Origin of the sequence: Qipengyuania sp. NPDC077410, assembly GCF_044543405.1 — a bacterium.
Taxonomy (GTDB): Bacteria; Pseudomonadota; Alphaproteobacteria; order Sphingomonadales; family Sphingomonadaceae; genus Qipengyuania; species Qipengyuania pacifica.
Map to the genome: position 1 here is coordinate 1,141,792 of NZ_JBITWB010000002.1, position 19,111 is coordinate 1,160,902.

Sequence of the window (19,111 nt, forward strand, 5' to 3'; positions counted from 1 at the left end):
GCCACTCGACAAGAATTTCAGAGGTTCTGCTATCGACAAGCACAGCGGGTTTGCAGAGAGTTGGAGCTATGGAATCGCAACTACACATTCCCTACCTGCGTGAGGTCATTGTCTTTTTAGTCGTGGCTGGATTTGCAGTGCCGTTACTGCAGAGAAAATTCAGTCCGGTTCTTGGATATCTCCTAATTGGCGGAATGATCGGTCCCTACGGGCTCGGACTTTTCGCCGACGAAATTCCACTCGCGTCGTTTCTGGTGATTGAAGATATTGAGGGCGTTCGAGCACTTGCCGAGATCGGGATTGTGTTTCTTTTGTTCGCCATCGGGCTTGAGCTCTCGCTAGACAGACTCTGGTCGATGCGGCGACTGGTTTTCGGCCTTGGGAGTGCGCAGATTGTCGTCACCGGGACCCTGATAGGCGGTATAGCTTACGCGTGGGGTAATCCCCCTGCAGCGGCGCTCGTTTTAGGTGCGTGTCTCGCGCTTTCGTCCACGGCGATCGTCATGCAATTGCTGATCGAAAAGAGCAGGCTTACCACCCCGATGGGGCGCTCGGTCTTTTCGGTTCTGCTGATGCAAGATCTAGCAGTGGTTCCAATCCTTTTTGTCGTCGGAGTGCTCGGAACCGTTGCAGCCAACGAAGGTATATTCGGGGGCCTTGCTTTGGCAATGGGCGAAGCTGCGGTCACGGTAATCGTCATCTATGCGGTCGGCCGCCTGCTGCTCCGGCCGGTATTCCGCGCGGTCGCGCAGACGAACAGTCGCGAAGCGTTCATGGCAATGATCGTTCTGGTCGCGCTGGGCACCGCTGCGATTACTGGCGTCGTCGGACTGTCGATGGCGCTCGGTGCGTTTCTTGCTGGACTGCTGATTGCCGAAACCGGTTATCGCCACCAGGTCGAAGTCGATATCGAACCGTTCAAAGGCTTGATGCTTGGGCTTTTCTTTATGTCCGTCGGCATGGGCATCGACTGGCGTGTTCTAGGAGATTCGCCGTTCTGGATCGCGGCCTCGGTGCTGGGACTGATCGCTCTCAAGACACTACTAAACGTCGGCCTTTTCCTGCTGTGGAAATTGCCGCGGCATCGCGCGGTAGAAGCGGGTCTACTGCTGGCCCAAGCCGGAGAATTTGCCTTCATCGTAGTGGGGCTGGCCATGTCTCTGGGCTTGGTGCCAAATCCCACGGGTCAGTTCATGCTTATCGTGGCGAGCCTTACAATGCTGTTGACGCCAGCGCTGGCCACGCTGGCGCGTGTGCTAGGTAGGCGGCTCGAGGATAGCCAAGCCCACGATGCGACCACAACTTTTGAGCAGGTGGAAGAGATCGAAGGGCACGTGGTCATCGCAGGTTTTGGAAGGGTCGGTCGAATGATCGCATCGATCCTTGATCGCGAGGATTTGCCATTCATCGCCATCGACAGGGATTCAGCTATCGCATCGGAAGCTCGATCAGCAGGATTGCCAGTGCGGTTTGGTGACGCATCCCGCATAGAGGTTCTGCAAGCTGCACGTGTAAGCCAGGCCAGTGCCCTAGTGATTACGATCGGGGATGCAAAGGCCACTGAATTGCTCACCATTCGGATGCGGGAAGCTGCGCCTCACGTTCCGCTTTTCGTGAGAGCGCTCGATAAGGAGCAGGCCGCGCGACTTACCGAGGCAGGCGCCACCGCAGCTGTTCCAGAAACTGTTGAGGCAAGCCTCCAGCTTGCTGCGAGAGTTCTAGAAGGCTGTGGGCTTAGTGAGGATGGAATACAGCAACGGATACAGCTTGAACGCTAAGCTAATTGCAATTCTGAGCGATGGGTCACGGAAGCAGAGCTTGCCTTTCCTGCCTATACGCTCAGAGAAAAATAGCTTGCGAGTTGGGACCTAAAGTCGCAGTCAACTGAGGTCTATTGACGGAAAAGCGGACCGTCAGCTTACAGACGATCGAGAAGCCCCCTCCAATGACAGAAAGGAGGGCGCAAAGCTGTCGCTTCAGGGCTCGCTTTCAAACGGCAGCCTAACCCGGCTATTCCCTACGTTCAAACAACTTTGGAACGGTTCCGAAAGCAACCGCAATAACAATTCGTTTGCTGTCGCTCAGATCTTAGCGCGCGCGAAGCGAAAGCATCGTGACCGTTTCTTCTGGTTGCTCACACACTGCTCCGCTGCTGGTCGAGAAGACACGCCTCAACCATTTCGGCATCCGCGCAAGCGCAGTTTGGTGATGTTGAGAAAGAGGACCGTCGAAGGTTTCACCGCGTCACCCATGTCGCCGGGCGACAATGTCGGTGCGAGTTTGTTGCAGGTTATAGCCCCTCGCATGGGCCGCTTCATGCCGTTTAATTTGCAGCACTTTTGCAATCGAATTGCAGGGGCAGCGCTTCTGGCATAATCTTCGCCTGCGATAACAGGAAGTGTCCGCAGGCGTCTAATATTTTGGATGATTTTGATGGCGAGATAAAAGCAGCGCCGTCGTCCATGCTGCAGGTGGTTGGTTTTGTTGAGCAATAGGCGACGGCACTTGAGCTGGCTCCGCGGCGCTTTCCTGGAAAAGGCGTTTGTTCTCAGGTATATTAGCGACGGCACTTAACTTGGGATGGTATGTTTGCTGGACAAACCGCCTCAATTCGGAAGTCCCTCGCCGTTCGCTCGAACTCTGGTACATGCGAATGGTGAGCTCGCTCTCAGACTTCGGCGCTGCAGCGTAATAACGGCAACGACAGCGTACGAACGTCATGTGGCGCTGAACGGCGTGTTCGATCGATACTCGGTGTCGATGGCGGGCCGGCCTGTCCCCTCCCCTGCTCCCCAGGTCGGTCCGTCATCACCCGACAGACGAAAGGATCGACCGGTATGCCAACTGCAGGCACGACAGAGCATCTTCGAAAGCAGCGTGGGAGCCCGGCTATCGAACCGATCGTCATGCGTGTCCCGGACGCCTGTCGCTATCTTGGGATCGGGCGCAGCACGCTCTATGTGCTTATCGGCAAAGGCGAGATCGAGGTCATCAAAATGGGAAGCGCTACTCTCGTCATCACAGCCAGCCTTCGATCGCTGGTGGAACGGCTGCGAAGTCCGAACGCACAGCAGGCAAGTAGCACAGTATGATGACCGCGCACCGTGACCTCCTGCAAGCTGTCGTGCTTGCTGCCATCGTCCAGCACGCCGGATCACTCCAAACGCCAGCTCGTCTCGAAAGTGCGGGAGCGACGTGAAAAAGCAGAGCAAGCTCTCGCGGCCAGACTTGTGATCGCTCTTTTGCAGCGGTCCTAGTCTCTTTGCCGATGGCGGCTTCGCGCCCTCATTCCGGACATAGATGGCCACAGTTGAACTTCTTAAAAGCGGACCGTCCGCTGCTCCGACGGTACAGCGTCAGCCTTTGGCGCCTTAGGGGTGGAACGCGACTGCTACTCTATCGTCAGCCGATATTTAAAGCTTCTTGCCGAAGGTCGACCGGATGTGTGAGAACGAGACCTCAGATCGGAAGGAACTTATTGGTGCAATCGAACCAGGATCGAAACACGGAAAACGTAGCGACGATCAAAGCCAGTGAGGGGCTACAGCCAATATCGCGGGAATTAGCTAAGCTGATCGAGCCGCTCCATGCCGAGTTTCCCAGTGCTGTTGAGATCAGTTTCACGTTCCGGAAAAATCTCCGCCTTCACATTGACGTGAAGACACTGGAAGAGGCGCATGCTGTCGAAGCAAGATTGCCCGCGCTGTGTGGAGGTGTCTTCCAAGAGTTATTCTCTGGCAGTTCCCCGCATCATGCGTTTTTTCACAGGGTGAGCGCGAAAGTTAGCCGCTAGTCGTCCACACCGCTTTGATCAGAGATGAAATCCTAGCGTAGCATCAGCGTCTTCCGCCAAGAATGGAGCCGAGTACGCCGCCCAATCCGCCTCCCGGGCCACCACCGGCTGTACCGCCCATGCTGCCGATGACCTGTCCCAACACGTCATTCAGACCACCGGGCTGACCCGGCTTGTTCTTTTGCGACGACAGGTATCCAGCAACGAGCATCGCCACGATTGGCAGCATCTTCTTTAGCAGTGCAGGGTCCAGCCCTGTTGTTTGCGATGCTTCTCCAGCTACTTGCCGACTAACATCCTTTGTCCCGAAAATCTCGCCCAGGATATTGTCGCCTTTTTCGACGTGTGTCGGTCCCGGCCCGACGACATCACGGCTGAGGTCTGCTCCGCCAAGCGTCTCCAGGATGGTCCCTAACCCGCCAAGACCACTGCCTCCCGAACCTCCAGCACTCTGACCAAACCCACCGAGGATTGAAGGCAAAAGCGCTGCAGCACCTTGCTCCGCCTGTGCTTCGGATATGCCCAGCTGATTGGCAATCGCGCTAATTCCGCCCTGCGAGCGAAGGATTTCGTTGGGGTCCATTGCTATCTCCGTATTTGGGATTTTTCGAACTTACGGGATTTCGACAAATACGCAACGCGGAGTGACCCCCTTGCCAACGAACGGCTCGCGGAGCATCCTCTTCGGGCTAACGAGGAGAATTTCATGAGCATTTTCGGAAAAATCAAGGACGCTATCTTTGGCGAGGCGAAGGCCGCATCCCCGAAGCCTGGTGCCGGGAATGTCGTCCCGACCGCCAGTCCCGGCACAAAGACGCATCAGACAGCTCCCACGGAAGTTTCCGAAGTGGACGTCGAACGCAATCTGGCGGCCATGGCCGAAGGTAAAGACTTGAACTGGCGGACTTCGATTGTCGATCTCATGAAACTGATCGGTGTCGACTCCAGCTTGGACAACCGTAAGGAACTGGCTCGGGAACTGGGCTATACAGGCCAGCTCGATGGAAGCGCAGAAATGAATATCTGGCTTCACAAGGCAACGATGCGCGAACTGGCAGCCAACGGCGGAAAGGTTCCGCCCGAGCTTCTTGACTAGAATTCGCGCTTTTCAGTCAATCGGCCTCGCAGCACGCGGCATGCGAGGCCGATTAGCGTTTGTCTTTATTGTTCGACTGCGACGGGTCCCTGTCCCGGCTGCGTGTAGATCTGGTAAGTTTCTCCACCTGCGCAATTTGCGGTGATTGTTCCGTTTGCGCCCCGCTCGGCGTTCGCTACTTCAGTACAGGTCTGTCCGCTCTCTGCGATCACCTCACGAGCAATGCGGGACGGCAGTCCTTCAGGAGCGGGCTCCATGACAACGGGCGCGGTCATCGTCGTCGAGGGAGTTTCCGCGGCCGGCACCTCGGTTGGCGCTGCTTCTTCGGCAGGTTCGGAATTGCACCCAGCGAGCGCAATGCAGAGGCCAAGGATTCCGATCGTTCGAGTGTTCATCTTCCCGAGTTCCTTTTTCAGCGGTTTTACCCATCGCCAAACTTGGGTGGGCGCAATTGCAGAGACGCTTAGCTGTTATCTTCTACTTGGGCTCCCGGTCCGTTCTTTTTAAACGATTCGATTGCGGAGATAGCAGACGATTTGCTGGTGTAGCCTTCCGACGCGAACATGACCTCCGAGTTGTATTTGAACCGAACGCGAAACTCGCCCTTTTTATCTTTATGTATCTCGAACTTATGTGCCATATCTCGTTCCTTCAGATCAGTTTACGATAAATGTGATCACCATGGTCACTCGCCATTCGGCAACGCTTCCGTCGCGGACGACTGCCTTTGTGTCTTTTACCCATGCGCCCTCGATATTGGTGACGGTTTCGCCCACCTTGGCGATGCCATCGCGGACTGCAGCCTCTATCCCCTGAGTTGAGCTTGCAATCACTTCGATCGTTTTAGCTATCGCCATTTCAGTCCTCCTTTGAACATTTAGACCAGTGCGTTGCTCCGCCTGCTGGCGCAGCAGTTGAGGCGCTCAGCGCTCTATTACATTTGTTAAACCCTGCGATGCGCCCAAAGCAAGTCGCCATCCCATCTAGATTTAGAAGTGAGGGCAAGAAAAGCCAGATTGGGTCGATGGACCCGTGACTGGCAGATGGGACTGGGGCTGGATGGATCTGTGCGTTTGCCGGCCGCCCATCGCCCAGATCGCGCAGCTGGCCCTGTGTCAGTTCGCAGCCGCTGCCAAAGGAGAACATCGGGCTCCAGATGGTGAGCCGGTCTTTCGGCGAGACACCCGGACCGGACACCGGCCGCCATTCGCCATAGAGCGCCTTCACCGCATCCGTCATCGGCGCGAGTGTGCCTGTCTCCGACAACTGCGGCGCAGGGGGCAGCGGCATGGCTGGAGGCTCGCGCGACGGGCCGGAAGTGGTGCAACCGGTCAGCAACAGTGGCGCTGACAGCATGAACGGGGCGAACAAGGCGAACTTATACCTAATCGACATATTCCTTGCAGAGCTCCTCCGCCCCGGGTGGTCTGGGAGCCGGTGGAGGGGGTGGCGCCGCCGGTCGCAACTGTTCCGGACCAGGCAGCGGAGCGGGCGGTGGCGGAATGATCGAGCTATCGGGGCGATAGCCGGGCGGCGGCACAAATTCCGGCGGCGGCGGCGGAAACATCAGCGCGCATTCCTGGCTTGCCTGGCGCATCGTCACACTGGCGAGGGTCTGCAACACCGCGACGCAATCCTCGTCGGCATAGCAGGTGCCCCAGAAGATCGGTTCTTCCTCTTCCCGCCAGATCGCCACTGCCGCACTCTCCGGTCCGTCATAATGGTTGGTAATGAGGTAGCGCCTGCCGCCATCGTCCAGCGTCTTGCGAAAGGCGGGCCTGCCGTTGATTGTGATAGGCTCGCCCCACTCGTCGTCCCACATGGCCTTGCCGAAATGATCGAGGACGTAATCAAAGCGCAGGGTGCCTGATCGCCAGACCGCATGCACGCTATCGTCACCGAGAGGGCATTCGCTGGCACGATTAGGACAGCTTTCCGTGTCGCCCTCGAACTCCAGACCGACCGGGAAAAAGAAGCTCATTGCGCCGAGCGAAATGCCTGAGGACGGTGGGATTTCCGGCTCTGGAACGGTAATGTCGCTCGGCTCGCCGCATGCGGTCAGGACGGCACACAACACGACCGAGACCGCCGTTGTTCGTCTCACGGCAGCGTTCCTTGCCTGTTACCCGCACCACCATTGAGCAGCCAAATATCCCGGTCGATCCGCTGCATGGTGGCGAATGTGTCTGCCTCATCCGCGCCGCTCACTTGTGGCAGACGGTCGAGTTGCCGGTCGAGCGGGGCGACGCGCGAGACGAAGGGATGGCCAGCGAGAACACCGGGATCGCCAGCCAACTCCACCGCAATGAGGCGCGGCGTGCCTGTAGCCCGCTGCACATAGCGCACAGAGCGGGTAAAGGCCTGCGCGACTTCATAGCCGAGCCCGGTGCCGTAGCGCTCCATCGGAGAAAGTCTCCCGCGCAGGAACTCCGCCGCGCCGTGATGCGGATCGCCGATGCGGCCTCGCTGGCTCTGGGCGAGGTAATCCGCTGCTTTTGCGAGCCATAGCGAGGCCTGCTCATACGGCGACGGACGCACCTCCTCGATGAAATCGCCGCGCGCATAATAGGCCGCGCGGATCGTCGCCCCCGCGGCGCGCAGATCGCGTTCGACACGTACGGGATCGCTCCCCGGTGTAAGGTAGAGTACATCCTGCGCCTGCGCCGCTTGTGGCGTGGCGGCGGCCATACGCACCGACCAGAGCCAGAAATCCTCGTCCGACAAGGCCACCGGCACAAAGCCGAAGGCGGGATGGTTGGGCGAGGCTGTCTTGCCATCGCTCATCGTCAGCCTGTTGAGAACCCGGCCCTCCGCATCGCGCAGGACGACGTAGAAGCGCCCTGTCTCGGCCATGAGCGCAGGCGGGCTGCAACTGGTCATAGGCAGCGGCGGTGGCGGGGGGCTACCGGGAGCGGTCGCCTGCGGAAAGAGTAAAGCAGGCCGTTCCTCTGTGTAGCTGAAGGGCGTGACCTGCCCGGTCTCGCTGGTGAAATGCTGCAAGGGGGCGTTGAAAATCCGCTCCTTGTCGGGCGAGAAAGTCAGCGGGCTTCCGAACACGGTGAAGCGGTCGGCGCTGTTGCCCTTGAAGCGGGCGATCGTGCGCAGGGTAATGATGCCGGTGGGCCGCGCATCCATTGCCCGCGTTCCGTCATCCTCCACCAGCACCAGATCGGCATAGGTCGCGGCGGCCAGCATCTCCTTGGCAAAATACCGGCCACTGGCGTGGCCGACCTGTTCGGGGCGCTGGGTATATAGGCAGGCTTGCGCCGCTTGCGGCAGGGCCAGCGCGGCGAGCGCGACGATTGCCAGGATCCGGCGCATCATTGCGTGTCTCCTGCCTGTTCCAGACCCAATGCGCGCTGGATCGGAGCGATCCTCTCCCGCAGTTCATCCAGAGCGACGGGTTCGGGGTAGCTGGAAACGGGGCGAGCCATCCCGTCCTCGCCCACCAGCGACGGCGTCATCCACGGCACGTTGACGTACCACTTGCCTTCGGTACGCGCCGCACCTTCGCCGCCCTGCACATAAGCGGAATGGCGATAGAGCGCGTCACTGAGATGCAGGACCCAGCGAGACCCCGGCGCCAGCGAATTCGGCAGGCCAGGCAGCAGCACCGGATCATCCATTCCCTGCCCATAGCGAGTTTCGCCCGCGTCATCGGTCCGCATGCCGGAGGCGAGCCGCTGCCGCAGTTCGTCGCCCGGTTGCGCGCCACCTTTCATCACCTCGACCACGCGCCAGCGCACGCTGGAGGAAAAGCCGTCCGGCCCCTCGTCCGCGATGTCGATCCCCGCCGGCTCGGCAACGACGATATCGGTTGCGGTCATGGCGCGCTTCTCGATCGTCTGGCGACCGTTCATCGCTTCCAGCGCCTCGACAGGGTCGAAGCCTGCAGCGCGCAGCTTGCGAATGCTGTCGAGCGTGAGACCGTAAGCGATCAGGAAATGCGTCTGCTGGAGCGATCCGGCCTTCGACGGCTTGCGCATTTCCTGCCGCGATACAGTCTGCCCGGGAGCTGGTGGTTCGAAATAGGGGAGCGGCGTTTCCTCAACCAGCGCGCGGATCGCGGTAAAATCGGGATGCGCCTCCAGCGGATACCAGATCGCCTCCGGATCGCTGCGGATCGGGATATCCTGACGGTAGATCGCGCTCTGGTTCTCCATCGCGATGCGGACCAGCGCGGGGAAACGCAGCTTGTCCTCGACTGCCGCCTGCGACACTGCAGCGATATCCGCCGCACGCACCTCGACCGTTCCGCCAAGCGGCTCGACAGCGACTTGCGCTTCGACCCCGGCGGCCTCAAGCTGCGCGGCGATGTCGGCGCGCGCCTCTTCCAGCGCATCGGCACCCTGCGGCACGACTTGCGACGTTACGAAATCGCGCAGCTTCGCAGGCACCAGTGCCTCTTTCGTCACGGCATCGGTGTGGAAGATGTGTGCAGTGCCCTGACCCTCATCGATCCAGATCGCCGCGACCACATCGCCGCGCTCCGCCAGCAAGTCGAATCGCCACACCTGCAGATCGGCAAGTCGCGCCATATCGGCCTCGTAATCCGCCTGTGCCGCTGCCTTGCTGCCCAGTTCCACCTGCCTGCTCGCAATGCCTTCCTCGCGCTGCTGCTTGTCCCACACATCGTGCGGGACGATGCCGCGCACGACGCGATAGGGCCCGGGGCAGCCCTCTGCACCGACGACATTATCTGGTGGCGCGACCTCGTCCGGTTGCAGGCCCATCAGCACCACATCGCTGCCTGCATAGACCATTGCGCCGGAAAAGCGGTTCATCACCGCCACCCGGTCAGGGTTGGTCAGGTCGAGCGCCATACTCTGTTCCCAGACGGCGATTTTCGGTTCTTCGCCTTCCGGTGCCAGCCACAAGCACCCGTCGCGCAGTTCGAGGCGGGCAGGCACGTCCGGAACGCGGACAAGGGTACTCGGCATACCATCGGTGCGATACGCAAACTGCGGAAAACCCCTGATCCGCGCATCGCCGGATGGGACCGGCGGCGCAGCGATCGGAAACGGATCGGGCTCCTCGAACACCACGAAGTCGGGCAGATCGAACTCGCCGCGTGCCGCCGCCTGCCGGATCGGGTCGGCACTCTGGCCGAGTCTGACCTCGATCTTCCCGGTCGCCTCGTTCCCGCCCATGCCGAACCAGTTCACGCCGAGCGCTTGAAGATCGCGCATCAGTCGCTCCTGTGCCGCGCGCAGCTCGGTGAGGCTTGGGCCGGGGCGATCGACCGGGACATAAAGCGGATCGCTGGTGTATTTCGCCAGTGTCGACGCCGCATCGCGGGTGAAGGCGACCATCACGCCATAGGTCGGGCGATGCTGGATCCAGAGCCCTGCAAAGGTCTCGCCTTCCTTTTCTTGAAGAGTCTGCGCCAGCAGACCGAGGGAATCGTCGGGCGCTGGCGGCGGAGGTGGCGGCCCCGGTTCAGTGCGCGGGCCGATGGCACCGCGGTTCTGGATTTCCATCCGCCGCTCCGCCTCCTCCACGCTTACGCAATAGGCGCGCGCGTACCAGGCGTTTTCCGCATACTGCCCCTTGTAATTCTCGATAGCCTCGATCTCTTCCGCCGTCAGGTTCGGGCAGGTTTCGGAGAGCGGTTTTTGATCCTGCGCGAATACAGGTGATGGCATGGCAAGCGCCATCGCGCTCGCGCCGAAGAGATAGCGGATCATTCGGCTTGCTCCACGGGGGTCGGGTCGGCAATGCGACCGAAGAAGATCAGCGCGCCGCTCGCACGGTCGCGGATGGTGAGGAGGAACGACCGGTCGACAATCATGCGCGGCAGATCATCCGGCAGTCGGCGGGAGCCCGTAACGATGATCTTTACCGCGGTAACAGCGGCTGCTTCTGTGCCTTTCTCATCGACCCGCAGGAAAGTGGCGTGGGCGACATCGTCAATCGCGAGCGGTGTGTCGGCCATTGCCCCGAAATCGGCACAGGTCGGCGAAAAGGCGCAGGGCATCCCGGCTGCGATCAGCGCGGCTTTGACGCTATCGTCGAAACGCGCCTCGAAACGCGGCAGGCGCAGCAGGATTTCGCGTTCTTCCGCAGCGCCCAGATCGAACTTCGCATCGCTGCCCTGCATCGAAAGATCAAACGATCCGGCATTCAGATCCCGCTCCCACCGGCGCAGGGTTGCCATATCACGCGGCAGGAACACTTCCATGACGAAGCGCCCGTCCTTGCCATAGGGCAATTGCACGGCCTGCCCTTCGCGCGTCTCGCGATAGGCCATCGGCGCGATCCGCTCCATCATGTAGATCGGCATTTTAGTGCCATCGCCGCGCGTGAATTCGCCCGTGGAGCCATCCTCGAACGGCACCGACCAGTCGGCCTTGAACCACACCGCATTGGTCAGCACGGCAGCGGTCAGATCGTTGAACCCGCTCGCATCGACAATCTTCGTGATCCGCTCGCGGGTCTGTTCGCTGACCCAGCCATTGATCGTGTTGGCCGAGCCTGCCGGATTGCCGCCGAAATCGACCTTCCGCGCGTTGGCTCCGAACCCGTTCTTCGCCGCGCGCAGATAATCCGGCGTGAAGTCCAGCCTGTTCGAAAGCCAAAGAGCATTGGCGACCGACAGCGCCACCTTGTCATCCCCGGTGCTTGTCAGAAAACGGTCGTAATCCTTCACCAGCAGTTCGGGCCGGCTTGCCGCATCCCAGCCCAGTAAATCCCGCATTTCTGCCTCGGTCTGCCCCCGCGCACCGGGGAGCGCCAGACCCAGTCCCTCGCTCAGCGAGAGCGGCGAGATGAACAGATTGTCGTTTGGCTCCGCCGCCTCGGCGAGTTTCGGATAAAGCTGCACGGCAAGCCGGGCCTGTCCTGCCGTGATGTCATGCGGGATAGCCTCGGAAAATGCCGTTGTCCCGGTCTGCGCTGGTACCGTCGCGCAGCCGGCCGCAAGGGTCAGCGGGGCGAGCGAAAGAATAAGGCGTTTCATCGATCTTGCTCCTTTCCAGAATAAGGATCGGGCGGCGGTTCGGTGGGGAAGCTGTTGACTACCGTGGCAACGAGAGGTGTTTTGCAGTTCACATCGGCAGCCTGCTCGCGCGAACGGAACCCGGCGCTGAAGCTCACGTGCTCGCCGATCTTGAAGGAAACTTGCCCGTTCGACAGGATGTCTTTGTTCAGTTCGAAACTGTCGGGCATCACCAGACCGGTTTCCCCGCCACCCGGCGACGTAACGAACAGGCAACCGTCCCTGTATCCGAGTGTGCCGCCGACGCCTTCTGCATAAGGCACCTCGTTCGGTGCGGCAGGCCTTGTGTCGAATGGCAGCGACTGGGCGTCGCGGTTTTGCTGTTGCTCGCCGCAACCGCTCAAAAGTGCAGCCCCCATCGGGGCAAGCCATAGTCGCGCCTGTGATTTGTCGGCGCGCTTCATCAATCCTGCTCCAGAAATTCGACCAGCCAATCCGGCAGTGGTCGCAGATGGCCTTCAGGGGTTCGGCAAAGACCGGCGTTGAGGCTGCTGCCGGGCGGGCATTCGGACGGATCCATCACTGGGCGCGGCGGCATTTCGACCATCATCGTACCCGTGATTGGCGGCAGCGCGATGCCTTCCGGGCTGGTTTGGCGATTGGCCTCACCCCTTGCATCGAGCCAGTCAAGCGCACGTCCGGCCTGCCGCGCATCCAGGCCGTATCGGTCCCCCAGGCTGCGGATGGCAATGGCACGGTCGGTCACTTTCCTCTGCGCATCGCCTGCGGCGGCGCTTTCCATTCCCTCCACCTTGATGACCTTGCCCGGTCCGCAAGCGGCGTGGATCGGATCGACCAGCTCTGGCGTCGTTACCTCATTGACAGAGCCCATGAACTCGACCGCTTCGCCCACGCGCGCGTATCCGGGACGCTCGCCACTGCCGAAAGCGAGGTAATTGTTGCTATCGACGAACAGCTTTGCGCCGAACGGGAACAGCACCAGCGCATCGTTCCTGTCGGCGGCGCGGAAGCAGCCGTCCTTCAGAACCACGGTCACGCGGCTGTTTATTGCGTGCAACGCGCCTGCAAGGCGATCGTGTCGGGGGAAGATACGCAGATAGGGCGCGACTTCGTCCGGAACCGCCTGATCCTGCGTAGCCGGGCGTGGCGGGTTGACCAGGGGCACCATCGGCGTTGCGTGAAAGACCAGCTCAACCGGCTCGGGAATGGTCACTCCCTTGCGCTTCACCAGCGCCCGGAATTCTTCTTCCGAGACGCTGATCTCGACAGTGGCGACCTGCGTGCCAACACCGGTTGACTGGATCACGCGATCTTCGCGGAACGTTTCCCACATGAAATCAGCGGCAGCCCTCAGTTCCTCCTGTGACCAGCGCACGGTTTCCCCGCGAAAGGTCGGGTTTTTGCTATACTTGCGCAGCGTGGCCGGGCCATCGCGCAGAAATTCGAAGACGACGCCGAGTTCGCCCTCATTGTCATAATGCAAGGTCTGGAAGTTTCCGCGCTCTTCCCGGCGCAGTCGTTCAGCCAGCGCCTGCACTTCGTCCATCACGCTGTTTTGGTAGTCCGCGACCCGCATGAAATCCGCGTCCGCCGCATCCTGTTCTGCCGTACGGGGTGCGGGCACCGGGGGTTCGACCGGATCAAATGATGCAGGCGGCGCAGACAGGATCGTGGCGAAACCGCTCGTCCCGATTTCCGCGTGAAACGGTAAGCCATCGGACAATGGCGGCGATGCAGCATCTTGCGAAGCGCAACCGGCAAGGCTGGCGGCCAGCAAGCCGGACAACGCGGGGGAGAAGATCTTTCGCTCAGTCATCCTTCCAGAACTTCCATGTTTCGCAGCCGCATGATGTCGTCTTTCGGGCAGGCCGCAGGGATCGTAACTCCATAGAAACGCTCGATATCCGAAATCGGCCATCCCTTTGCATTCTCGCGCAAAAAGCCCCCTCCGCCGCTAATGCGTTGGCCGAAAGGAATGTCGTTGCCGGAATGTGGATCGTGGAGCCCTTCAACAGATGGCAGCAAGGTGACGCCCGGATCGAACAGGACCGTCGAATTGCGGCGGGGACCTTTCATCACGACGCAGCCGCGCACCACCGCCAGTTCGCCCCGGATCAGCGCCTCTCCCGCACGTGCAGGCTTCGCGATGGTAATCAGGTGCGGCGATGATGGCGCGCCTTGGCAAGCGGTCAGCGGTATGACCAGGGCGAGCGCTGCAATCCTCACCAGTCTTCGGGCTGGCTGCATGCGAATATCTCCGGGCCGGAATGGAGGTAGATCGGGCCGTCGCGATTGGGGAAGATCCACAGATCCTTCATCCCTTCGCGCGCCGCGACGATGCGCTTGCCGGGGATCACCATGCCTTCGTCGATGAAGCCGTTGGGGTGATCCCACAGCGCCGCGCCTTCATCGGCCCAGAAGATCATATTGGAATCGCGGTTGGTCGCGATCAGTTCTCCGGGTCGTTCGGCAGGGTTGCGTTCCTCGAACCGGCACACGCCGTTACGGGTCGGCACCAGCTTCTTGGGAGGCGATGGAGGGAAAAGCGGTTCGGTGGCGGATTGCGTCTGCATTCCGGGCAGCAGGGGCGGCGGCGACGGCGGAGGCGGGTTTACGGGGTTACCCCAGATGCCGAACAGTTTGGCGCATTGTGTCGGATGTTCGCGCCCGCCGCGCAGGCGATTGTCCGCCATGGTCTGCTCCTGCGCCAGCATGCATTCGTTCGCGCGGCGCATGGCCTCAGCGCTGCTGATCCCTTCGCGGTCGCGATATTCGCGCACGGCGAACCAGTCATTGCCATACCCCGCCGCCTGATCGAGCGAAGTCACGGCAACAACGCGATGGTTGCCGCAGGCCGAAATCAGCTCTGCCGGCGGATCGCTGATTTCACCTCTGCTGCCCAATTGCAGGCGCGTCCCGACACGCCCGAACCGGCGGGTATCGGTTGAAACGCGGGGACGAAAGGCGACGTGCCCCTGCTCATCACGCCAGACACCAGCCTCGAACGGAAACAGGACAAGCGGATCGTCATCCCCATATTCATCTATAAAGAAGCAACCATCGCGCAGGACGATGGCATCGAAGCTCGCCAAAGCCGGAGGCGGAACAGAAGATAACTCTGTCTGCGCAAAATAGCGGATCTGCCCTGCTACATCGGACGCGATCGGCGGTAAATCGGGATTTGCCCGTGGTTCGAAACGCAGCGGCAGGTTGGCCGGAATTTTCCAGCCCTTCTTCTTTCGCAGCGCGTCGAATTCAGTACGCGGCATGACGATGGAAAGCCACGGCACACTCATGTTCCCGAAACCGGGATAGGCCCGCTCGGGACCGATGCGTTCCGCCCATTCGCGAACGATCCGGTCCTGATCCGAACACGAAAAACCAGCTTGTTCGGCGCGGAACAGCGGATCTGATGTGTAACGCGCCAGTGAGGCCGCCGGCTCGCGCAGGAACCAGGCAATGCCTTGCACGGTCCCGAGGCCATCGTTTTCCGGTCCATCGCTCCAGCGCCACTCGATCCCACCGAAATTGCCGAGTTCGCCCTTCTTGAGGCGGCGCAGCATCGGCAGATGTTGCTGCTCCAGCTGGTCGGCAAAGCGCATTCGCCGGTCTTCCACGGTCGGCGTGTAGGCCGCAGGGCCAAGCGTTTCGATCGGCGTGTAAGGCGGCGCCTCTACTATCGTGGCATAGCCGTCACGATCCGCGCCCGAATTCTGTGCAGAGCAAGCCGCCAGAATGGCGCACAGGGCAACAGCAAGTCGAATCAATACACCATCTCCCAGTGTGATGATGTATCATGGAGCGTTCTCGCTGAACGGCACTGAAACGAAACGTTTTCTTGAAAGCAAAAGCTTCCGCTTATGTTGGAATTTCCGGATCCGGGATAATCCGTTGAGTGTAGCCTCCTTGGACTGCTATGTTTTCGATCATGAAGAGCTCTCGCTTCATCTGGCTGGTTACAACTATTGCCGCAATCGTAATTGTGGCCGGGGGAAGCTGGTATGCTTTTTCGCCCAGGCTGGCGATTGCAGCACTCAGCGATTGGGAAACTGCGCCCGAAGTGTTGCTCGCTCTATTCGACCGGGCGCGCGTGCGAGCAGCCTTCGAGAATCAGATGTTGCCTCAGGTCGATACCTATGAGCCGCCCTACACTAAGGACGTCATTCTGGATGCGATGTCGGACCCGCGTGCAGTGCGGATGTTCGTCAACGAACCTTATGGCGAATGGCAGTTCGCAGCCGCCGCCGGACTGCCCGCAGATTTTCCCGAGGAAGAGCCCGCCGGCCCCATGCCCCGCATAATGGAAACCACCGATAGCTGGTCGTTCGACTGGTCCGGGCTGAATACAATCGTGGCGACGCCTTCGGGCCGCAGCGAAGCAAGGGGCAACAGCTATCGCTTCGAGCGGGATTGGCTCAGCTGGCACCTCGTAGCAATCGAACTCACAACAGACATTAGGTGATCCGCTCACCTGTAAGTGCTTCCCATTGACCTCGCCGAAAACCAGAAGCGCCGAAGTGCTGCGCTTCCAGGGTCTGGTTTCGGATTAGAGTTACGACGGCATCTACATCGGTAGTTGGGATCGCTTCCAGAATGACGGCTTTCTGCAATTTGGGAATTGAAAGCCGACAGTCCCCTCACGGCCCAATTTCTGTCAGTCGGCAAAGCGCCCTCATCTCGGACACTCGGATTGACGCAGATCGTGCCTGAAAGTTGTCATTCGGTCAGACCCAATTCGGCGCAGGGCTGATAAAAACCGGCCCGGTCGCTTTCGGGCATTGAGCGAAATCCCCCTCTATCTTGCTCGCCGGGAAAAGAGCATATAACTGAGCGAGTGATTTGCATCTGGTGCCTCAACGATTTTCCGAAGCTTTCGCTTGAGCACGGGATTCCCGAGGCGCTCGGCTGTCCGCCCGATCTGGAACTTCGCGACACCACCTGCGCCGAATGCAACAATCGCCTCGGCACGATTGATCAAGCCCTGTTGAAGTCGTTCGAGGCAATCAGCGTGATGTATGGCGTACACCTTCACCTGGTCGGGCTACACATCCCAGTATTCGCCATCTCGAACACCTTCGAATGGTCGCCAAGTAGCAACGTCTGCGAACCGCACGGACACAGCCGAAGTCGCGATGGGAAGCATGGCAGGGTCGGTAGACGCCGCTGCAGAAACTTCATTCGATTGGGGAGCCTGGAATGAAACAGGTGTTGGCGAACGAAAGCGGTTTTTCAGACTGGATGGCGATGTGGTTATCAGCCCAGCAACCTTTAGCGCTGGCTATTGCGGCACCAGTACCACACCTAGCAATATGAAGGATATTCGAGGGTTAACGGCGCACGAGTTAGGCCATACCCAAGGTTTGGGGCATAAACTCACTACCCAGACAACCAGAGACATCATGTATGGCTATGCATACAACGGCGCATGGCCGAGCACTCTGTCTGAAGCCGACAAACGTAGCCTTAGGTGGTTGTATGATTAATAGAGTGGGCTCATTGTTAACATTGTGTTGTATGTTGGCCTCGTGCGCTACTGCGCCGAGCATGTCTCCGCGACAAAGCTCTCAACCGAACCTAGAAGTACGACGGGACGTTGGTTTCGTTACTTTAGCCTCAAAAGACAGTTCGTTTGACTTTAGCTTTCGATATCCTGAGGGAGCGGTCGTCACAAAGATTGTCGGCCACGGTGGGAGCGGCTATCAGATCGCTGGTAACTCCTATATTTTGAGGATGACAGCAGGACAGGAATCGGGATCGGTATCGTGTTCGAATGAACAGAATTGTGAGATGTTCACCCTCACATACCCATCTGCAGTACCTGAATACGCGCTTAGATCGCTGGACCCTCCACGCATTGGTTCGGACATTGCGCACCCGACGCAATCCGAAGAGCGATTTCCGATTCAAATTTTATCGCTGTCACCGATAACGGGCGACCGGAGGATATTCGTCGAAACCTTTTGCAAGGTTCGAAGTGAGTGCATTCGCTTGATACAAAACCTTGAACTAACGGCAGGATCGGATAATTGAGATCCCCGTCATAGCCGCATCATGACGTGAATTCACGACGAGGATAGCACGTTTTTATTTGCGGATAGCGGAGCACCAGTCGCCGTACCGATCACTTGGAACGAGCTCAAAGCAACGGAGAATGCCAAGCCTTTCGGCATAGCTGATGCCAACAAACTGATTGGCCGCAGTGCATCGAAATCGCTCGCTGGATGGGGGTTCGCGGTACAAAGTTTGCCGGACATTTAGCAGCAGTCTCAAGGCTACCGCTTTCAAAGGGTCGAGCCAGCGGTCAGATATGCTTCGACCCACCGGACCAATGTCGGCATTGATGCAGTTCTCGCTTAAAAGCAGACTGACCGCAAACGGCCCATTTGCAGCCATTGAGCACCCTCAGCAGGACCGCTCAGAAACGAACTAGATTAACTGCTGTTACGAGTTCTGCTGATGGGGCTGTCACAACCGCCTTGCACCATTTTACGATGCGACCCGTCCGATGGTGCGCCCTGTTGTGTCTGCCTCCTTATTGCGGCAGGGCACCAGCACTTCACGCGAGACGCTCAGGAACGAGATTTATGATTGCGAGTTCATCTGCTGCACCATCGTCCTTACGCCCCCATGCGAACGTGCAGATGGTGTAGCCCTGTCGTTGTAGATTCGGTTCTAAGCGACAGGGCACCTCTGCTATCGAAATAGTCAAAGAGCGCTCGAAAGCGATGCTGCAACCGAGCATGTGCGAATGATACCAGCGCCTCGGGCTAGTATAAGACTGGCCCTGCACCTTCATTTCTTCGATTCGAAATGTTGGTGTAGCCCTGCCGTTTCAAGCTTCCCTTGGCGGCGGGGCCCCCCTTTTCCAATGTCTGCGACGGCTCAACATTGCCTTCCCCGAAATTTCGAGCCAGAAACCTGGCAGAACTGCCAGCGACGAACCTTTGACACGACGATTGCCTCGTAATCCTTCAAGTCTGCATGGCATTGTTAAAGCTGTGATTGATTAGGAGCGTTTCCGCACACCATCCCCGGTATGTATCACACCGCTCGCGGTTTCCGCGCAACTTTGAGAAGCGACGTCTGAACTAAAACGCGGCGAAGCTTCGCATGCGTCAAACTTAGCTAGTAGTTGTGAAAGGTTCGCAAGCGCCGCAGTCGTTTGATCGTGACGTGACCCCCTGATTTTCCTCCAGTCTCGATTAGAGTCCGGCCCTGACAGAAGGACGGACGAGATGAAGAGAACGAGGTTTTCAGAAGAGCA

The 19,111-nt window shown here is 59.4% G+C and carries 18 protein-coding genes; 6 read left to right on the forward strand and 12 right to left on the reverse strand.

Features of this window, described 5'->3' with window-relative positions; all coding sequences use genetic code 11:
• Positions 1-68 precede the first annotated feature (68 nt).
• Complete coding sequence (locus tag ACIGGE_RS13510; RefSeq protein WP_397490734.1) at positions 69-1,778, forward strand: cation:proton antiporter; 1,710 nt, start codon at positions 69-71, stop codon at positions 1,776-1,778.
• Between the two features lie 1,059 nt (positions 1,779-2,837).
• Positions 2,838-3,092 carry a helix-turn-helix domain-containing protein gene (locus tag ACIGGE_RS13515; protein WP_103025010.1) on the forward strand — a complete coding sequence of 85 codons (255 nt, stop codon included), beginning with the start codon at positions 2,838-2,840 and terminating at the stop codon, positions 3,090-3,092.
• 744 nt (positions 3,093-3,836) lie between these two features.
• Here the strand turns inward: ACIGGE_RS13515 and ACIGGE_RS13520 are convergent.
• A complete protein-coding gene (locus tag ACIGGE_RS13520) occupies positions 3,837-4,376 on the reverse strand; it encodes a DUF937 domain-containing protein (protein WP_397490735.1) in 540 nt (179 codons plus the stop codon).
• A 123-nt stretch (positions 4,377-4,499) separates the two neighbouring features.
• Between ACIGGE_RS13520 and ACIGGE_RS13525 the strand changes: the two genes are divergently transcribed.
• Positions 4,500-4,889, forward strand: a complete 390-nt coding sequence (locus ACIGGE_RS13525) for a DUF3597 domain-containing protein (RefSeq protein WP_397490736.1) — start codon at positions 4,500-4,502, stop codon at positions 4,887-4,889.
• A gap of 65 nt (positions 4,890-4,954) precedes the next feature.
• On the opposite strand, the gene ACIGGE_RS13530 is transcribed toward ACIGGE_RS13525, so the two are convergent.
• From ACIGGE_RS13530 to ACIGGE_RS13580, 11 genes are all read right to left on the reverse strand, one after another.
• A complete protein-coding gene (locus tag ACIGGE_RS13530) occupies positions 4,955-5,284 on the reverse strand; it encodes a hypothetical protein (RefSeq protein ID WP_397490737.1) in 330 nt (109 codons plus the stop codon).
• Positions 5,285-5,352: 68 nt separating this feature from the next.
• Positions 5,353-5,529, reverse strand: coding sequence for a DUF1508 domain-containing protein (locus ACIGGE_RS13535; protein ID WP_151885243.1), 177 nt, complete (start codon positions 5,527-5,529; stop codon positions 5,353-5,355).
• A 16-nt stretch (positions 5,530-5,545) separates the two neighbouring features.
• A complete protein-coding gene (locus tag ACIGGE_RS13540) occupies positions 5,546-5,746 on the reverse strand; it encodes a dodecin family protein (RefSeq protein WP_151885244.1) in 201 nt (66 codons plus the stop codon).
• 527 nt (positions 5,747-6,273) lie between these two features.
• A complete protein-coding gene (locus ACIGGE_RS13545) occupies positions 6,274-6,993 on the reverse strand; it encodes a hypothetical protein (RefSeq protein ID WP_397490738.1) in 720 nt (239 codons plus the stop codon).
• Positions 6,990-8,213, reverse strand: coding sequence for a hypothetical protein (locus tag ACIGGE_RS13550; RefSeq protein ID WP_397490739.1), 1,224 nt, complete (start codon positions 8,211-8,213; stop codon positions 6,990-6,992). The genes ACIGGE_RS13545 and ACIGGE_RS13550 overlap by 4 nt, the downstream gene beginning before the upstream one ends.
• Entirely contained in the window at positions 8,210-10,576 is a 2,367-nt protein-coding gene (locus ACIGGE_RS13555; RefSeq protein ID WP_397490740.1) for a hypothetical protein, read from the reverse strand. The genes ACIGGE_RS13550 and ACIGGE_RS13555 overlap by 4 nt, the downstream gene beginning before the upstream one ends.
• Complete coding sequence (locus tag ACIGGE_RS13560; protein WP_397490741.1) at positions 10,573-11,847, reverse strand: serpin family protein; 1,275 nt, start codon at positions 11,845-11,847, stop codon at positions 10,573-10,575. Before ACIGGE_RS13560 ends, ACIGGE_RS13555 begins: the two co-directional genes overlap by 4 nt.
• Positions 11,844-12,290, reverse strand: coding sequence for a hypothetical protein (locus tag ACIGGE_RS13565; protein ID WP_397490742.1), 447 nt, complete (start codon positions 12,288-12,290; stop codon positions 11,844-11,846). The genes ACIGGE_RS13560 and ACIGGE_RS13565 overlap by 4 nt, the downstream gene beginning before the upstream one ends.
• A complete protein-coding gene (locus ACIGGE_RS13570) occupies positions 12,290-13,663 on the reverse strand; it encodes a hypothetical protein (protein ID WP_397490743.1) in 1,374 nt (457 codons plus the stop codon). Before ACIGGE_RS13570 ends, ACIGGE_RS13565 begins: the two co-directional genes overlap by 1 nt.
• The gene (locus ACIGGE_RS13575) at positions 13,660-14,094 is read right to left on the reverse strand and encodes a hypothetical protein (RefSeq protein WP_237452529.1); all 435 of its coding nucleotides are present in this window, start codon (positions 14,092-14,094) and stop codon (positions 13,660-13,662) included. The genes ACIGGE_RS13570 and ACIGGE_RS13575 overlap by 4 nt, the downstream gene beginning before the upstream one ends.
• Positions 14,070-15,614: a hypothetical protein gene (locus ACIGGE_RS13580; protein WP_397490745.1), complete on the reverse strand. Its 1,545-nt coding sequence runs from the start codon at positions 15,612-15,614 to the stop codon at positions 14,070-14,072. The genes ACIGGE_RS13575 and ACIGGE_RS13580 overlap by 25 nt, the downstream gene beginning before the upstream one ends.
• Before the next feature lie 161 nt (positions 15,615-15,775).
• Here ACIGGE_RS13580 and ACIGGE_RS13585 point away from each other — a divergent pair, with 161 nt between their 5' ends.
• The 3 genes from ACIGGE_RS13585 to ACIGGE_RS13595 all read left to right on the forward strand — a co-directional run bounded on the left by ACIGGE_RS13585 (position 15,776) and on the right by ACIGGE_RS13595 (position 17,330).
• Entirely contained in the window at positions 15,776-16,309 is a 534-nt protein-coding gene (locus tag ACIGGE_RS13585; protein ID WP_397490746.1) for a hypothetical protein, read from the forward strand.
• 372 nt (positions 16,310-16,681) lie between these two features.
• Positions 16,682-17,047, forward strand: a complete 366-nt coding sequence (locus tag ACIGGE_RS13590; RefSeq protein WP_160728443.1) for an HNH endonuclease — start codon at positions 16,682-16,684, stop codon at positions 17,045-17,047.
• Complete coding sequence (locus ACIGGE_RS13595) at positions 16,989-17,330, forward strand: matrixin family metalloprotease (RefSeq protein WP_397490747.1); 342 nt, start codon at positions 16,989-16,991, stop codon at positions 17,328-17,330. The genes ACIGGE_RS13590 and ACIGGE_RS13595 overlap by 59 nt, the downstream gene beginning before the upstream one ends.
• Positions 17,331-19,111 lie beyond the last annotated feature (1,781 nt).

Coding starts and splice junctions, on each gene's coding strand:
- ACIGGE_RS13550 (WP_397490739.1), bottom strand. CDS start 8,213: ATGATGCGCCGGATCCTGGCAATCGTCGCGCTCGCCGCGCTGGCCCTG.
- ACIGGE_RS13555 (WP_397490740.1), bottom strand. CDS start 10,576: ATGATCCGCTATCTCTTCGGCGCGAGCGCGATGGCGCTTGCCATGCCA.
- ACIGGE_RS13595 (WP_397490747.1), top strand. CDS start 16,989: ATGGCAGGGTCGGTAGACGCCGCTGCAGAAACTTCATTCGATTGGGGA.
- ACIGGE_RS13585 (WP_397490746.1), top strand. CDS start 15,776: ATGAAGAGCTCTCGCTTCATCTGGCTGGTTACAACTATTGCCGCAATC.
- ACIGGE_RS13520 (WP_397490735.1), bottom strand. CDS start 4,376: ATGGACCCCAACGAAATCCTTCGCTCGCAGGGCGGAATTAGCGCGATT.
- ACIGGE_RS13565 (WP_397490742.1), bottom strand. CDS start 12,290: ATGAAGCGCGCCGACAAATCACAGGCGCGACTATGGCTTGCCCCGATG.
- ACIGGE_RS13570 (WP_397490743.1), bottom strand. CDS start 13,663: ATGACTGAGCGAAAGATCTTCTCCCCCGCGTTGTCCGGCTTGCTGGCC.
- ACIGGE_RS13560 (WP_397490741.1), bottom strand. CDS start 11,847: ATGAAACGCCTTATTCTTTCGCTCGCCCCGCTGACCCTTGCGGCCGGC.
- ACIGGE_RS13575 (WP_237452529.1), bottom strand. CDS start 14,094: ATGCAGCCAGCCCGAAGACTGGTGAGGATTGCAGCGCTCGCCCTGGTC.
- ACIGGE_RS13525 (WP_397490736.1), top strand. CDS start 4,500: ATGAGCATTTTCGGAAAAATCAAGGACGCTATCTTTGGCGAGGCGAAG.
- ACIGGE_RS13535 (WP_151885243.1), bottom strand. CDS start 5,529: ATGGCACATAAGTTCGAGATACATAAAGATAAAAAGGGCGAGTTTCGC.
- ACIGGE_RS13530 (WP_397490737.1), bottom strand. CDS start 5,284: ATGAACACTCGAACGATCGGAATCCTTGGCCTCTGCATTGCGCTCGCT.
- ACIGGE_RS13510 (WP_397490734.1), top strand. CDS start 69: ATGGAATCGCAACTACACATTCCCTACCTGCGTGAGGTCATTGTCTTT.
- ACIGGE_RS13515 (WP_103025010.1), top strand. CDS start 2,838: ATGCCAACTGCAGGCACGACAGAGCATCTTCGAAAGCAGCGTGGGAGC.
- ACIGGE_RS13540 (WP_151885244.1), bottom strand. CDS start 5,746: ATGGCGATAGCTAAAACGATCGAAGTGATTGCAAGCTCAACTCAGGGG.